Annotated in this window: 18 protein-coding genes; 1 reads left to right on the forward strand and 17 read right to left on the reverse strand. The window is 72.4% G+C overall.

Translation table 11 applies throughout. The features are described from left to right. Window positions 1-14: 14 nt before the first annotated feature. Window positions 15-290 carry a hypothetical protein gene (locus tag WME95_RS39935; RefSeq protein WP_437741649.1) on the reverse strand — a complete coding sequence of 92 codons (276 nt, stop codon included), beginning with the start codon at window positions 288-290 and terminating at the stop codon, window positions 15-17. On the opposite strand from WME95_RS39935, the gene WME95_RS39940 reads away from it, so the two are divergent. Continuing rightward, window positions 271-531 carry a DUF4142 domain-containing protein gene (locus WME95_RS39940; RefSeq protein WP_437904531.1) on the forward strand — a complete coding sequence of 87 codons (261 nt, stop codon included), beginning with the start codon at window positions 271-273 and terminating at the stop codon, window positions 529-531. The genes WME95_RS39935 and WME95_RS39940 overlap by 20 nt on opposite strands. A gap of 61 nt (window positions 532-592) precedes the next feature. On the opposite strand, the gene WME95_RS39945 is transcribed toward WME95_RS39940, so the two are convergent. The 16 genes from WME95_RS39945 to trxA form a co-directional block, all read right to left on the reverse strand. Further along, window positions 593-1,219 (reverse strand): hypothetical protein, encoded by a 627-nt coding sequence (locus WME95_RS39945; RefSeq protein WP_437545257.1) that lies wholly within the window; start codon window positions 1,217-1,219, stop codon window positions 593-595. Further along, on the reverse strand, window positions 1,216-1,854 hold the full coding sequence (locus tag WME95_RS39950; protein WP_437904532.1) for a hypothetical protein: 639 nt from the start codon (window positions 1,852-1,854) through the stop codon (window positions 1,216-1,218). The genes WME95_RS39945 and WME95_RS39950 overlap by 4 nt, the downstream gene beginning before the upstream one ends. Before the next feature lie 162 nt (window positions 1,855-2,016). Beyond that, window positions 2,017-2,481, reverse strand: coding sequence for a hypothetical protein (locus WME95_RS39955; RefSeq protein WP_437904533.1), 465 nt, complete (start codon window positions 2,479-2,481; stop codon window positions 2,017-2,019). Window positions 2,482-2,599: 118 nt separating this feature from the next. Beyond that, window positions 2,600-3,691 (reverse strand): redox-regulated ATPase YchF, encoded by a 1,092-nt coding sequence (gene ychF, locus WME95_RS39960; RefSeq protein ID WP_437545263.1) that lies wholly within the window; start codon window positions 3,689-3,691, stop codon window positions 2,600-2,602. 97 nt (window positions 3,692-3,788) lie between these two features. Then, window positions 3,789-4,739: a LysR family transcriptional regulator gene (locus tag WME95_RS39965; protein WP_437904534.1), complete on the reverse strand. Its 951-nt coding sequence runs from the start codon at window positions 4,737-4,739 to the stop codon at window positions 3,789-3,791. Between the two features lie 161 nt (window positions 4,740-4,900). Beyond that, a complete protein-coding gene (locus WME95_RS39970; RefSeq protein WP_437904535.1) occupies window positions 4,901-5,665 on the reverse strand; it encodes a formyl transferase in 765 nt (254 codons plus the stop codon). 17 nt (window positions 5,666-5,682) lie between these two features. Beyond that, window positions 5,683-6,240 (reverse strand): hypothetical protein, encoded by a 558-nt coding sequence (locus WME95_RS39975; RefSeq protein ID WP_437545269.1) that lies wholly within the window; start codon window positions 6,238-6,240, stop codon window positions 5,683-5,685. Continuing rightward, on the reverse strand, window positions 6,237-7,343 hold the full coding sequence (locus WME95_RS39980) for a hypothetical protein (protein WP_437904536.1): 1,107 nt from the start codon (window positions 7,341-7,343) through the stop codon (window positions 6,237-6,239). The genes WME95_RS39975 and WME95_RS39980 overlap by 4 nt, the downstream gene beginning before the upstream one ends. A gap of 145 nt (window positions 7,344-7,488) precedes the next feature. Continuing rightward, window positions 7,489-8,607 (reverse strand): DegT/DnrJ/EryC1/StrS family aminotransferase, encoded by a 1,119-nt coding sequence (locus tag WME95_RS39985; protein WP_437904537.1) that lies wholly within the window; start codon window positions 8,605-8,607, stop codon window positions 7,489-7,491. Next, on the reverse strand, window positions 8,604-9,278 hold the full coding sequence (locus WME95_RS39990) for an acyltransferase (RefSeq protein WP_437904538.1): 675 nt from the start codon (window positions 9,276-9,278) through the stop codon (window positions 8,604-8,606). The genes WME95_RS39985 and WME95_RS39990 overlap by 4 nt, the downstream gene beginning before the upstream one ends. Continuing rightward, window positions 9,275-10,921, reverse strand: a complete 1,647-nt coding sequence (locus WME95_RS39995; protein ID WP_437904539.1) for a hypothetical protein — start codon at window positions 10,919-10,921, stop codon at window positions 9,275-9,277. Before WME95_RS39995 ends, WME95_RS39990 begins: the two co-directional genes overlap by 4 nt. Window positions 10,922-10,927: 6 nt before the next feature. Beyond that, window positions 10,928-11,200, reverse strand: coding sequence for a preprotein translocase subunit SecG (gene secG, locus WME95_RS40000; protein ID WP_104985237.1), 273 nt, complete (start codon window positions 11,198-11,200; stop codon window positions 10,928-10,930). Window positions 11,201-11,306: 106 nt separating this feature from the next. Next, window positions 11,307-12,149 (reverse strand): triose-phosphate isomerase, encoded by an 843-nt coding sequence (gene tpiA, locus WME95_RS40005; protein ID WP_437904540.1) that lies wholly within the window; start codon window positions 12,147-12,149, stop codon window positions 11,307-11,309. Then, window positions 12,146-13,381, reverse strand: coding sequence for a phosphoglycerate kinase (locus tag WME95_RS40010; RefSeq protein ID WP_437904541.1), 1,236 nt, complete (start codon window positions 13,379-13,381; stop codon window positions 12,146-12,148). Before WME95_RS40010 ends, tpiA begins: the two co-directional genes overlap by 4 nt. 4 nt (window positions 13,382-13,385) lie before the next feature. Continuing rightward, window positions 13,386-14,411: a type I glyceraldehyde-3-phosphate dehydrogenase gene (gap, locus tag WME95_RS40015; RefSeq protein WP_272102749.1), complete on the reverse strand. Its 1,026-nt coding sequence runs from the start codon at window positions 14,409-14,411 to the stop codon at window positions 13,386-13,388. A gap of 260 nt (window positions 14,412-14,671) precedes the next feature. Further along, window positions 14,672-14,995: a thioredoxin gene (gene trxA / locus WME95_RS40020; protein ID WP_437545284.1), complete on the reverse strand. Its 324-nt coding sequence runs from the start codon at window positions 14,993-14,995 to the stop codon at window positions 14,672-14,674. Window positions 14,996-15,051: the final 56 nt, after the last annotated feature.

Genomic DNA, 15,051 nt, shown 5'->3' on the forward strand with positions numbered 1-15,051 from the left:
GACGGCAGGGACGGCTACGGCGGCGGCCTCACCTTCGCGGTCGCCGGCTTCGGCTCGCGCTGCGAGGGCGGCGGGCGGCGGAGCTTGTCCAGCTCGGTGCTCGCCTCGGTGGCGATGCGCCGGGCGATGTGGGCGAAGGCCGAGGCGGCCTCCCTGGCCGGCGGCGTCGAGACGATCGCGACGAGGTGCTGCGCGGCCGTCTTCCTGCCGATGGGGACGAGGAAGAAGGTCAGGGCGGCGAGGAGGAAGACGACGCCGTTCGTGAGGCGCTTGAAGAACTCGCCGACCACAGGCGCCAACCGTAGATGGAGCGATCGGCCGGGGCCCAGTTCTCGGGAGCCTTTCGCCCTTCCAGCCGGAGGCGATCACCCGCTCGCCCATGCTCGCGACCACGAGGACGGCGTCGAGGAGTTCGAGGAGGCCGCGAAGGAGGCGAAGGACGCCGGCGTGAAGCGCTTCGCCGCCACGGGGCTGCCGCTGCTCCGGGAGCACCTCGCGACGGCGAGACAGGCCTATGACAAGGTGAAGTAGACGTGGCGGCGCGAGCGCGCCGGCCCTGCGCGGCGTGGCCGGCGCACGGCGGCCGGCGCGCTCAGGCGACGACGCGCGCCGCGCGCTCGGGCCTCGCCGCCGGCGGCGGGGTCGTCCTCGACCTCGCCGCGCCGCGGACGGGCGCGAGCTTGCCCCGGAGCTTCTGGTACGCGGCCGTGTCGACGGGCTCGCCCCGGACCCAGGTGCGGATGAACGGCGCCACCCCGGACTCCCAGGCGGCGCCGAGGCGGAGCGCGAGGAACTCGCCGTAGAGCGCGGTGAAGAGCGTCTCGAGCTCCTCGATGAGGTACATGCGCTCGTAGAACTGCTCGTCCGCGGCGTCCTTGACGACGCTCGGGATCTTCACGCCCGAGAGCGAGAACGCGTCGGCGTTGAACAGGAAGGCATACTCGAGCTCTCCGCGCGTGACGCGGACGCGCGCGTGCGACGGGAGCTTGCCCTGGCGCAGCGCCTCGTGGGCCTCGGGGGCGCTGCTCGGCGCCGCGCCCTTGAGCCGGCTCTGCTCCTTCTCCTGGACGAGCGTGATCTGCCCCTCGAGCCAGAGCTCGCAGACGCCGAGGGCGTCCAGGGAGAAGCGGCCCTCAAAGAGCTCGCTCTCGAACCAGAGCCAGACAAGGAATTCGCGGCCGACGAACCGGCGCTGCTCGATCAGCTCAGCGAGGCTCACAGGGCACCTCGAAGGGTGGATTCAGCGTGGAAGACCGTGGGCTTGAGCAGCTCGAAGGCGGCCAGCTGCTCGGCCGACAAGCCGAGCTCACGGGCGGCCGTGTACGGGCTCTCCGGCACGAGATCGAGCTCGAAGGTCTCTTCGAAGAGCTCCGAGAGCCCCTCGTGCGCGCGCGGCGACTGGTTCCAGAACCGGACGACGCCGGCCTCCAGGTTCCAGGACAGATCCACGACCTTCATCACCGGCATGAGCTGCGCGCGGAGCTTCCTCGACACGACGGCACGGAGCTCCTCCTTCTCGCGCCGCCCGAGCTTCTCGCGCCCTCGCTTCGCGAGGTGCTCCCGCTCCGCCTCGGCGAAATGCGCCTTGAAGAGCGCCGAGGGCACCTGCCAGCGATCGGTCCTGAGGCCGAGGTTGATGTACGAGTTGAAGAAGATCTTGCCGTGATCGAGCTCGCAATCGAGCGGATTCTCGATGGAGCACCACCCGGCGCGCTGCTCCGCGTCCTCTTCGACCGTGAGCGGCCGGAACGCGCGGAGCTGGATTCGCTCGACGAACCTGTCGCGGAACCCCTCGGTGAGCTCGCCGCGGACATAGAACTTCGAGAATGAGATGGATCCTTTGAGTGCGCCCAAATGATCGTCCTTTCGTCTCGTGAAGGCGCAGGAGGTAGCCGAGCGGATCCAGGGGGTCAAAAAACCGGACGGGGCGGCGCGGCCATCGGGCGGAGAACGACGACGAACGGCGACGAACGGCGATCGCCACGGCCGCCAGGCGGGCTGGGCAGTGGGGCGCGGTCAGAGCGGCTGGACCAGCGGCGGGCGCAGCCAGCGGCCCGAGAACGGGCCAGTGAGGTAAAAGCGATAGCGAAGGAAATACGGCTCTTCGTCGGGCCCACAGAAGACGACGGTGGATCGCAGGAAGCGGCCGAAGACGTCGTCGCCGGGCTCCGCAGATGGCCTGTGGCCGATGGCCGGCGCGGGCACCGCAGGAAAGCGGGGCGGCGCGCCCTCCGAGAACCCGCGCGGCACGTCGCACGGCGCGGGCGGAAGAGGCACGCGCGCCGCGCCGCCGCCCGGGTCCGGGGCGCCCGCCTCCTCGGGCGGGACGTCGGTGGCAGCCGCGACGCAGCCCGCCGCGGCGCTCCCCCACGAGGAGAGGAGAACCAGCACACACCACGCGCCGACGCTCGCCCTGGGCACCGTCCTGCCTCCGTCCGAGAAGCGCGAGGTCCGCGGAGCGCCGGCGGTCGTGGCCGGCACACCGCGCCTGCGCGAACGCCGGAGGAGCAACGGCGGTGCCGCGCCGCCCGCGAAGCAGGGGCGCACCAGGCGCCCTCGGGGAGAGCGACGGCGGCGGGCGCGCTCGTGGGACGGACGGTCAGACGTTGAAGAGGAAGTGCGCGACGTCGGCGTCCTGGAAGACGTACGTCTTGCCCTCGACGCGCAGCTTGCCTGCCGCGCGGATGGCGGCCTCGGTCCTGTGCTCGACGAGGTCGTCCACCCTGTAGACCTCCGCCCGGATGAAGCCCTTCTCGAAATCGCTGTGGATGACCCCCGCGGCCTGCGGGGCCGTGCAGCCGATCGGGATCGTCCAGGCGCGGATCTCCTTGGGACCGGCCGTGTAGTAGCTCTGGAGGCCGAGCAGCCGGTAGGCCTCGCGCGCGAGCGTCGAGAGCGCCGGCTCCTTCATGCCGAGGCTCTCGAGCATCTCCTTGCGCTCGTCGGGCGCGAGCTCGTTCAGCTCCGCCTCGAGCTTGCTGCAGACCGGCACGACGCCGCTGCCCTCGGAGGCGGCGCGCTCGCGCACCTTCGCCGCGAGCGGGCCCGTGCCGGAGACGTCGGACTCGTCGACGTTCGCCACGTAGAGGACCTTCTTCGCCGTGATCAGGCCGAACGTCTTCACGACCTTCCGCTGCTCGTCGTCGAAGGAGAGCCCGCGGACGGGCTTGCCGGCCTGGAGCGCCTCGAGGCACTTCTCCATGAGCGCGATCTTCGGGAGGAGCTCCTTGTCGCCCTTGGCCTGCTTCCGCGTGCGCTCCAGCATCCCCTCGAGGGATCCGAGGTCGGCCAGCATCAGCTCCGTCTCGATGGTGTCGATGTCGCGGAGCGGGTCGACCCCGCCGTCGACGTGCACGACGTCGGCGAGCGTGAAGCAGCGGACGACGTGGAGGATGGCGTCTACCTCACGGATATGACTAAGGAATTTGTTCCCGAGCCCCTCGCCCGTGCTCGCGCCGCGCACGAGCCCGGCGATGTCGACCACCTGCACCATGGCGGGGATGATCTTCTCGGTCTTGATGAACTTCGCGAGCGTCGTGAGCCGGTCGTCGGGGACAGGGACGGCGCCGACGTTGGGCTCGATCGTGCAGAAGGGGTAATTCTGCGCCTCGGCCTTGGCGGCCGTCAGCGCATTGAACAGGGTGCTCTTGCCCACGTTGGGCAGTCCGACGATGCCAACCTCGACGCTCATGGCGCGCACGTCTAGCACAGGCAGGGTCGCGCGGCCCGGCCCCGTGGGCAGCACCGCCACAGCGAGATTCCCGGTTTGCCCGCGCCGCCGTCCGCCGTCAGCGCCGCGCGCGGCCGGGCGCGCGGAGGGCGCCGGCGAGGTGGTCGACGAACGCGCGCACCCGCGCGGGCAGGAAGCGCGACGGGAGGTACACCGCGACGACCTGGCGGCGCACCGGGAGCCACCCGGCGAGCACCTCGCGCAGGCTGCCCGCGGCGACGTCGGGCGCGGCGAGGTACGCGGGCAGCTCGGCCAGGCCGAGGCCGGCGCGCGTCGCCTCGAGCACGGCGAGGACGCTGTCGCTGGAGAAGACCGCGGGCAAGCGCGCCGTCGCCGCGGCGCCGCCGGGCTCGACGAGGCGGAAGGCGACGTGCGACGCGCCGCCCGCGCCGTAGCGGAGCCCGGCGTGTGATCCGAGCTCCGCCGCGCCGCGCGGCGCGCGGTGGCGGCGGAGGTAGCCCGGGCTCGCGTAGAGCCCGCGCCGATCGTCCTCGAGCGGCCGCGCGACGAGCTCGGCCGGGAGCGCGGAGAGCATGCGCACCGCGACGTCGATGCGCTCCTCGACCAGATCGGCGAGCCGATCGCCGCAGCGGAGATCCACGGTGACGCCCGGGTGCTCGGCCTGGAAGCGCGCGCAGAGCGGGGCGACGCGGCACGCGCCGTAGACCGCGGGCGCCGCGACGCGCAGCGGACCGCGCACCGCCTGGTCGCGCGCGGCGATGTCGCGCTCGAGCGACTCGACGTCGGCGAGGAGCTGCCGGCCGCGCGCGACGTACGCTTCGCCGAGATCGGTCAGCGAGACCCGTCGCGTCGTGCGCTGCACGAGCTGCACGCCGAGCCGAGCCTCGGCGCGGGAGACGGCCTTGCTCACCGCCGAGGGCGTGAGACCCAGCCGCTCGGCCGCCGCGGAGAACGAGCGCAGATCCGCGATCGCGACCAGGAGCTGCAGCGCGTGCGCGGCCTCGGAGGGGTCGATTGATGAACCGATCTCATGAATCCTCGCCTTCACGCGTCGATTGTACGCTCCGGAGATCGGGTTCACCGCTCGCGGAGCGCCGCGCGAAGGAGCCGCCGGATGAGGGCGCGCGGCGGGTCATCGACCCGGGGCCCCGGCGAGGGGAGATCTCGCAGCCGAGGAGCCGGCGGCGCGCGTGCGATGCGGGGGCGTGATCAGCGGGCGAGCGCCCGGAGCCGCCGCGCCGCGATCGCCGAGATCGCGGGGTGCAGCACGAAATGCTGGCGCCCCGCGTCGGCGGCCTGGGGCGCAGGCGTCAAGGTCCCGTCGCGCAGGCCGCGCACCGCGCGACACATGAGCTCGAGCCCGACGCGCTCGACGCGCCTCATCACGGCCGGGTGGTCGTCTCCGGGCTCGAGCGCGAACCGCTCGACCAGCACGATGGGCCCGGTGTCGACGCCCGTGTCGATGAGGTGCACGGTGACCCCGAGCTCGGGCGGGCCGTCCTCGAGGAAGGGCCACAGCGCGACGTCCATGCCACGGTACCTGGGCAAGACGCCCGCATGGGCGTTGAGGACACCGATCCTGGGAATCGCCAGCAGCGGGGCGCGAAGCAGGCCGCCGCCCGCGAACACGATCAGGTCGGGCGCGGCGGCCCGGAGCGCGGCGAGCGACCGCTCGTCGTTGTGGTTCTGGACCACGTGGAACCGCGCGCCGATCGCCGCAGCGACGTCTCGCAGGGACGCCCCGGGGAGCCCCTCCTCGGCGGCGATGTCCCGCACCGATCGCTCCCCCTCGCGGGGGGACGAGAGGCTGCCGACCAGGACCTTGCCGGTGACCTTGGCGAGCACGCGGCCGGGCGTGGTGAGGCGAAGCTCGTCGCGGAGCCGGTCGAGCTGGTAAGGCGCTCGCAGCAGGACGTCGGTCAGCTCGATGCCGTCGGTGCGACCGAGCCGCCACGCGAGCAGCCGCGCGTACATGCTTGTATGCACGGGCGCTAGGAGCGCGATGCGCATTGCAACTCCAGCTCCGCAAGGGCGGATTCGACGTCACGGAGCGCCGCGGCCCAGTCCGCGGCGACCTCGGGTCCGACCCGCCACGACATCCCCGGCGCGAACCGATCCGCGAGCTTGAGGGCGGCGTTGAGCAGCCGCCAGTCGCGGCGCGCTGGCGCCTGCCGCGCGAGCAGCGAGCAGACCGCGGCGCGCTCACGCGCGACGCCGGCGCGATCCTGCGGCGGCTCGATCTCCGCCAAGGCGTCGCCGCGACGCAGCTCGACATGACGAAGCAGCCGCTCGAGCTCCTCGGCTCCCCGAGCGTCGCCCGCGGCGAGCGCCGCCTCGATGTCGGCGCACGCGCCGGCGCGCCACCGGCGCTGCTCCAGCGCCGGGCGGAGGGCGCCCTCGGCGCGCGCCGGCGCGGCGCGGGTCACCCCGGACGCAGCCCGTCGCAGCGCGGCCTCGAGGCGGCTCCGGCGCTCGCGCCCCCGGGCGGGATCATCGAGCCACACCGCGGCGGCGCGGACGCCCGCCAGCACGCGATCGCGCAGGGTCACGGCAATCCTCCGTCGATCGCGATACGCACGCTGCTCCCGTCGAGGCCCACGAGCGCCTCTCCGCTCAACCAGAGATCGTCCTGACGCAGGTGCCCAGACGGCAGCGTGAGGACACCGTTCTTGAACAACCAGTAGGGACTCCATCGATCCTTGCGGAAGCAGGCGAGCTCCCGCCAGGTGATCCCGTCGCGGCTCGCGAGGACGGCCGCCGTATCGCGGTGAACCCCGGCGCCGCGCTCGACGACCGTGAGCGCGATGAGCACCGGACCGGGGAGCTGGGCCCCGTGCCACGCCGAGGCGGGGATCGCACAGCCCACCTCGAGGGCGAGCGTGCGTCGATCGGCGCGGCATGCATGGTTCTGCGTCACCTCGGAGTCGGTCAACCAGCACACGTGGTCCGCGGTGAAGAACAGCTGCACGGCGCGCCAGCGCTGCGTGCCGTCCCCGAACCTCTCGATCGTGCGGAACCAGTCGCGCGTTCGCCACAGGTAGCACTCGCCGTCGAGATCACCGGTGGTCACCCACGCCGCGCCGACGTCGAACGGGTCGGCGAAGATGCCATGAACATGCCGCACCGACCCCGCGGAGAACTCGTGGGCTACCTCGACGCGGTCGCCGTCAGGGGCGACCCGGTGAACGCGCACCGATCCACGGCGCTCGTTCCTCGTGTACTCGCCGAGGTACGCAGCGCCGAGAGGGTCCTCCGCGATCCCGCGGTGCAGGACGCAGTCGCCAGCGATCGCGCCCAGCGGCGCCGGATCGCGCCCCTCCTCGAGCCGGTAGATCGTCCCCGCGCGAACCCCGATGACGACGCCGCGCGACGTGCGGTACACATTGCACTTGTCGGCGCGCGCCGCCCGGACGAGCAGGCGCTGGAAGGCCATGGCGTCACGCGGCATCGCCGCGGGAAACCGGCAAAACGGCTCGAACGCGCCGACGCCGCGGGCGCGGCGCAGCACGACGCGCCCCTGGCTCGCCCAGACCGTGCCGTCGGCGTCGACGTGGTGCACGGTCGAGACCGCCGGAGCCCGCTCCCGTACCGAGACCCCCAGCGCGAGGTGATCGCTGGAAGGCGTCGGGGTGATGGCGCGAGCCGGCAACATCGTCAGCGCGGCGCACGCTAGCACCCGCTCACGCGATCCGGCAAGCCGGAGCCCGGCGCCATGGCGCACGCGCGCCGCGCTCGACGCGAGGTGCAGCCGAGGTGCAGCCGAGGTGTCTTGACGCCGCCGCGCCGAGGCGCCCGGCTCAACCGAAGAACGAGGCGATAGTGGCCGCCACGCGTGCGACCTCGTCGCCCGTGAGCTCGGGAAAGATGGGGAGCGCGAGCGTGTCGCGCGCCGCCGCCTCTGCGACCGGAAGGGAGCCCTCCGGCGGGCCAAGGCGCGCGAAGCAGGGCTGGAGGTGGAGCGGCGCGGGATAATAGATCTCGGTGCCGATGCCCCGCTCCGCGAGCGAGCTCCGCAGCGGATCGCGCAGAGAGGCATCCTTCAGGCGAATCACATACTGATTGAACGTGCGCCCCGCAGCGCCGGCGTCCGGCAGCGCGAGGGGCAGATCTCGCCCGCCGAGCAGCGCGGCATACCGCGCGGCGTGCTCGCGCCGCCGCTCGAGGAGCGCGCCGAGCCGCGGGAGCTTGCGCCGGAGGAGCGCCGCCTGGAGCGCGTCGAGCCGGAAGTTGCCGCCGACGCAGGTGTGATGGTGCTTCTTCCGAGCGCCCTGCGCCCTGAGCGTCCGGACGCGCTCCGCGAGCTCGTCGTGATCGGTGGTCACGAGCCCGCCATCGCCGAAGCCGCCGAGGTTCTTGGTCGGGAAGAACGAGAAGCACCCCATGAGCCCGAGCGCCCCGGCGCGGCGGCCGCCGCGCTCGGCGCCGAACGCCTGGGCCGCGTCCTCGATGACCGGCAGGCCGCGGCCGCCCGCGATCGCGAGGAGCTCGTCCATGGGCGCGCAGCCGCCGAAGAGGTGGACGGCGAGGATCGCCCGGGTGCGCTCCGTCAGGGCGCGCGCCGCGGAGGCGGGGTCGAGGTTCAACGAATGAGGGAGCACGTCCGCGAAGACGGGCGTGGCGCCGGTGCGATGGATGGCGCCCGCGGTCGCGAAGAACGTGTAGGCGGGGCACACGACCTCGTCGCCCACGCCGACGCCGAGCGCCATCAGCGCGACGAGCAGCGCGTCGGTGCCGGAAGAGACGCCGATCGCGTGCCGGACGCCGAGGTACGCGGCGCACTCCGACTCGAAGGCCTCGACCTCCGGACCGAGGATGTAGTGGCCGCTCCGGAGGACCGACTGGAACACGGCGGAGAGCTCGTCCTGCATGGCGAGATCACCGCGGGCGCGATCGAAGAAGGGAACAGGCGCGGTCATCCGTCGGTGTCCTCCGCGGAGAGGGGATCGCGGTAATGGCGCGTGGCCGCGGCGCGGGGCCGGGCGAGCGGCGCGTCCTCGTCGAGGTCGAGGCAACGGACGATGTCGCCGTGACGCTCGTAGCGAAAGCCGCTCTCGGGGCAGCGCAGGAGGCCGTCGCGCGAGGCGACGAGCTTGTGACCGTGGCGGCTCATCCAGCCGGTACGCCGGGCCGGCACGCCGGTGACGAGCGCATAGTCGGGCACGTCGCGCGTGACGACGGCGCCGGCGCCGACGAACGCATGGCGCCCTATCGTGACGCCGCAGACGATGGTGGCATTGGCGCCCACGGTGGCGCCGCGACGGATGCGCGTCGTGTCGAGGAACGCGCGGCGGTCGATCGGGGCACGCGGGTTGACGACGTTGGTGAGCACCGCGGACGGGCCGAGGAACACGTCGTCCTCGACCAGGGTGCCGTCGTAAAGAGACACGTTGTTCTGGATCCGGACGCCATCACCGATGACGGCGGTGCCCGCGACGAAGACGTTCTGGCCGAGGACGCAGGCGCGGCCGATCCGCGCCCCGGCCGAGACATGGCAGAAGTGCCACACCTTCGTCCCCTCGCCGATGTCGCAGGGCTCGTCGATGCACGCAGACGGGTGCGCGAAGAAGGGCTTTGCGGGCTCGCTCATGGCGCCCCGTCCACGGGGTGCGCAGGGCCCCTGGAGCCACCCTCCGGCAAGGCCCCCAGCGCGCCGCCTGCCGGAGGCACCGGCCAGATCCCCCAGGCGCCGCGCGTCGCGAGCGGCGGGCCGGCGAAATCGATGACCGGTGGCCTGACGCGCCCGATGAGGTAGGCGGCGCCCAGGCCGGCGGCGCGGCGCGCGAGCGAGGCAGGGTCCTCGAAGCTCGAGCGGACAGGCGGATCTCGGGGATCGATCGAGCGATCGGGGTGCACCCCCTCGGGTCGTCCGAGGGCGGCGAGCGCCGCGAGGTGGCCATAGTCGGCGACCTCGAGGAGGAGGGGCGCGGAAGGAGGCGTGAGCTCCGCGGCGGCGCGGCCGATGGCGACCTCGTCCCTCCGCGGATTGAAGTGCTCGCGGCGCAGGTGCGGGCGGAAGAAGGCGCCGAGGGCGAGCACCACCAGCAGCGCGCCGCCGAGGGCGCGCCGCGCGCCGGCCGAGGCGCCCCGGAAGGCGCGCGCCGAGAGATCTCCGACGGCGAGCGCGAGCAAGAGCAACGCAAGGAGGGTCGCTCGCTCGGGGTGGTGGGTGGGCGCGCCGTCGCGCACGAGGGCGAGCGAGAGCGCCGCGATCTGGAAGGCGGCGACGGCGCCGGGGAGCGCGTACGGACGGGCCGCGCGAAGGAGCGGTGGAAGCGCCGCCCCCGGCGCAGCGCCGCGGCGGGCGCGCCATGCGACGAGGGCGATGGCGATGGGCCACGCGAAGAGCTCCGGCTCCTCGCGGACCATCGCGGCAGGGTACGCGAAGAGCCGCAGCAGGGAGCCGTCGCCGCCCGGGCCGATCGCGTTGCGGTAGGAGGCGACGCGGGCCAGGAAATGCAGCGCGTCGCCGTGAGCGACGCGGTTCCATGCGATCCACGCGGCGGGCCCGGCGAGCGCGACGAGCGCGGCGAGCGCGAGCTTCGCCTGAGCGCCGCGGCTCTGGCCGAGGCGGGCGGCGGCGAGCAGCGCCATCGCCGCGAAGGCGACGGCGACGGACCAGGGTTCGTAGCGGGAGAGCGTCGCGAGCACGAGCGCGACCGCGCCAACGAGGGCGCGCCCAGCCGGGGGCGCAGGCCCGGCCGGCGGCGTGACGAGCGACGCCACAGCGAACAGCGAGAGGGCGGCGGTCGGCAGCTCGGGGACCGTCGCCACGCCGAGGCAAGCGCTCCAGGGAAAGGCGCCGGCGAGCAGCGCGCCGGCGAGCGCGGCGCGGCGGTCACCGGTGATCCAGCGGGCGGCGAGGTGGACGAGCGCGGCCGAAGCGAGGCCGAGGGCGAACGCGATGGCGCGGGCGACCTCGAGGGTCGGCGCGAAGACGCGGAAGAGCGTGCCGGTGAGCCAGAAAGGGACGGGCAGCCAGCTCGTCCCCGTCGGGTCGAGCCGGGGCGCGTGGGCCCACGCCTGCGCGAGGACCACGCGCGCGAAGTCGTCATCGCTCACCGCCCGGAAGCCGAGCGCGAGGACCAGGGCGGAGACGACCGCCTTGGCGAGGGCGACGAGGGCAAGGTCGCGCGCGAAAGGGACGGAGGCGGCCGACGCCGCCTCCACGGACGACCTCGCGTCGAGCGCCCTACCCGCTTCCCTCCCCGGCGCGGGGGCGGGCCCTAGCACGCGAGCCTACTTTTCCTGGGATTTCTCGAACTCGCGCAGCTCGCGGTCGCCTGCCGACGAGAGGTAGGCGAGCGACACGCTCGTCGCCATGAAGACGGCGGCACAGATGGCCGTGAGGCGGGTCATGAAGTTGCCCGCGCCGCGGCCGCCGAACACCTGCGCCGTCGCGCCGCCCATGGCCGAGCCCATCCCGCCCCCGCGGCCCTGCTGGAGGAGCACGACGAGGATCAGGAACAGACAGACGAACACGTGCACGATGTTGAGGAACGTGTGAAGCATCGGCGTCTTTCAGCTGGGTGAGTCTGGACCGCGCGAGGGGCCCAAGGGGCAAGTGGGCCAGAGGGCAGGCCGGCGCTCCCGTGGCGAGACGGGAGCGGCCTGCGATCTACCCCTGTTCCGCGCGCTCCGCCAGTCGGTGAGCGGCGTCGACGATCTTGGCGAAGCCAGCGGCGTCGAGCGAAGCCCCGCCGACCAGCGCGCCGTCGATATCGTCCTGGGCGAGCAGCGCCTCGGCGTTGTCGGCCTTGACGCTGCCGCCGTAGAGGATGCGCGTGACGCCCGCGAGATCCTCCGAGGCCTTCGCGAGCAGGCCGCGGATGAACGCGTGCACCTCCTGGGCGTCCTCGGCGCGCGCGACCTTGCCCGTCCCGATCGCCCAGACCGGCTCGTAGGCGATGACGCCGAAGCCGGGCTGCTTCGCGAGCTCGTCGAGGACGGCGCGGACCTGCCGCTCGACAACGGCGAGCGTCTCACCCGCATCGCGCTGCTCGAGCGTCTCGCCGACGCAGACGATGGGGCGCAGCTCGGCGGCCATCGCCGAGGCGACCTTCCGGGCGACCGACTCGTCGGTCTCGGCGAACAGCTGCCGCCGCTCGCTGTGCCCGAGGATCACCCAGGTCGCGCCCGCGTCCTTGAGCATGCCCGAGGAGACCTCGCCGGTGAACGCCCCGGAGACCTCGGCGCTCATGTTCTGCGCGGCGATGCCGATCTCGCTCTTCGCCTCCGCGAGCTCGTGGGCCACGGCGGCGATCGCCGTGAACGGCGGAGCGACCACCACCTCGGCCCGGGTGAGCTCGCGCGTCGCCTTGGCGACGGCCGCCGAGAGAGGACATGCGTCCTGGCCCCCGGCGTTCATCTTCCAGTTGCCGGCGATGAGCGGACGACGCGAGGCCGCCCGCGGGGCGGCGCCCGCCTCCGCGGACGTGCCCCCATCGTTCCCGGGCTTCACTCGCTCACCTCGGCCGACCGGAGCGCCTCGACGCCCGGGAGACGCTTGCCCTCGATGAGCTCGAGCGAAGCGCCGCCGCCGGTCGAGATGTGATCGAAGCCCTTGGCGATGTGCTCGCCGGCCTGCTTGACCGCCGCCGCGCTGTCGCCGCCGCCGACCACCGTGAAGCCGGAGGCGCCGCTCATGATGCGCGCGACGTCGAACGTGCCCTTGGAGAAGGCCGGCGTCTCGAAGAGGCCCATCGGGCCGTTCCAGAACACCGTCTTCGCCCGCTCGATCGCCTGGCCGAACTGCTCGATCGAGCGGGGGCCGATGTCGAGCGCCATCGTGCCCTCGGGGATCGCGTCGACGGACGCGGGCTGGCCCTGCGTCGCGTCGATGCTCGAGGCGACGACGGCGTCGACGGGCAGGAGGAGCTGGATGCCCCGATCGCGCGCCTTGCTCATGATCGTGCGCGCCAGCGGGAGCTTGTCCTCCTCGATCCGGCTCTTCTGCAGGTTCTTGCCCTGCGCGGCGAGGAAGGTGTTCGCCATCGCGCCGCCGATGCACAGGGTGTCGACCACGTTGAGGAGCGCCTCGACGACGTCGATCTTGTCGGAGACCTTGGCGCCGCCGAGGACGGCGACGTAAGGCTTCTCCGGGCGATCGACGAGCCGGGTCAGCGCCTTGAGCTCCTTCTGGAGGAGGAGGCCGGCGGCGCGCTCGCGCATGAGGCGCGGCAGCGCGTGCACCGACGCGTGGGCGCGGTGCACGGCGCCGAAGGCGTCGTCGACGTAGACGTCGCAGAGCTCGGCGAGCTGGCGCGCGAACCCCTCGTCGTCCTTCTCCTCCTCCTCGTGGAAGCGGAGGTTCTCGAGGAGGCAGATCTGGCCCGCCCGGAGGTCGTAGATGACCTTCTTGGGCGAGTCGCCGACACAGTCGTCCGGCAGGTGGACCTCGTAGCCCGTGAGCTCACTGAGCCGCCCCCCGCACGGCTCCAGCGAGAGCCCCTCGGTCTTGCCCGGCTTCGGGCGGCCGAGGTGCGACGCGAGGATCACCTTCGCGCCCGCCTCCATGACGAGCTTGATCGTCGGGATCGCCTCGCGGATGCGCGAGTCGTCCGTGATCTTGCCCGTCTTCTTGTCGAGCGGGACGTTGAAGTCGACGCGGATGAAGACGCGCTTGCCGCTGAGGGCAGCGGCGCCCCCGGCGGCGGCGAGGTCTTCGACGGAGCGGATTCCGGTGAGCTTCACGGCGCTAGACGCCCTTCCTCGCCACGAGCTGCGCGAGGTCGATCATGCGGTTCGAGAAGCCCCACTCGTTGTCGTACCACGAGAAGATCTTCGCGAAGCGATCGCCGAGGACCGACGTCATGGTCGAGTCGAAGGTGCTGGACGCGGGCGAGCCGATGAAGTCGCCCGAGACGAGCTCCCGATCGGTGTAGTTGAGGACGTCCTTCATCGGCCCCTGCTCGGCGGCCTGCTTCATCGCGGCGTGGATGCTCTCCTTCGTGATCGGCTTCTCGGTCTCGAGGGTGAGGTCCACGAGCGAGACGTCGACCGTGGGGACGCGGATCGCGAGCCCGTCGAACTTGCCCTTGAGCGCCGGGATGACCTCGGACAGCGCCTTCGCAGCGCCGGTGCTCGAGGGGATCATGTTGACCGCGGCGGCGCGCGCGCGGCGCAGGTCGCCCTTGCGGTGCGGGATGTCGAGCAGGTGCTGGTCGTTCGTGTACGAGTGGACCGTCGTCATCAGGCCGCGGACGATGCCGAAGTTGTCGAGCATCACCTTGGCGATGGGGGCGAGGCAGTTCGTCGTGCAGGAGCCGCACGAGATGACCGTGTGCTTCTGCGCGTCGTAGAGCTCGTCGTTCACGCCCATCACGACCGTGAGGTCGTGGCCCTTGGCCGGCGCGCTGATGATCACGCGCTTGGCGCCCGCGTTGATGTGGCCGGCGGCCTTCGCCTTGTCCGTGAAGAGGCCCGTGCACTCGAGGACGATGTCGACGCCGAGGCTCTTCCACGGCAGCTCGGCCGGATCCTTCAGCGCGAGGACCTCGATCTTCCGATCGCCGATGCTGATGTGCTTGTCGCCGTGACCGACCTTCGCCGCCTTGAACTCGCGGTGGATCGAGTCGTACTGGAAGAGGTGGGCGAGCGTCGCCGGATCCGTCAGGTCGTTGATGGCGACCAGCTCGATATCCTTCACGCCGCGCTCGTAAAGCGCGCGGACAATGCAGCGTCCGATGCGCCCAAAACCGTTAATTGCGATCTTCGTCGCCATCACGAACTCCTGGGAAAGTGGCCGGCGCGAGTCGTAGTCACCTCGCGCGCGACGGTCAAGCAAAGCCTCAGCCGCGGGGCGCCGGCGACGTGGAGCGCCGGCGGCGGCGGGGCCGCGGCCGGCTGGCCGGAGCGGCGCCGCGCCGGGAGGGCTTTCGGTCGGTATTTGGGGTGGTTTCGGTCTGTGGGAAGGGGAGCGCCGGCGCGCTCGGGCTCTGCCGCGCCGGGATCTGTCAGGCCGGCGTCACGCGCGGCCGCGGATCAGACGCCGAGCTCCCGGAGGAGCTTCTCCTTGCTCGCGACGCCGGTGTACGAGCCCGCCTTCTCGCCGCCCCGGAACAGGATGCACGTCGGAACGGCGCGGACGTTGTATTTCTGGGCGAGCTTGGGCGCCGCGTCGATGTCGAGCTTGCCGACCTTCAGCGTGCCCTGGGACTCCGCGGCGATCGTGGCGACGATCGGCGCGAGCTGCTTGCAGGGCCCGCACCAGGTGGCCGTGAAGTCCACGAGCACGGGGATCGGGGAGTTGATGACCTCGGACTCGAAATTCTCGTTGGTGAGGGTGACGACGTGCTCGCCTGCCATGATTGTCTCCGTCGGTGCCGCGCTGTTCATGTTCGGGGCCGCGCCTGTGCTGCGCG

Source organism: Sorangium sp. So ce327 (assembly GCF_051530205.1).
Taxonomy (GTDB): Bacteria; Myxococcota_A; Polyangia; order Polyangiales; family Polyangiaceae; genus Sorangium; species Sorangium cellulosum_B.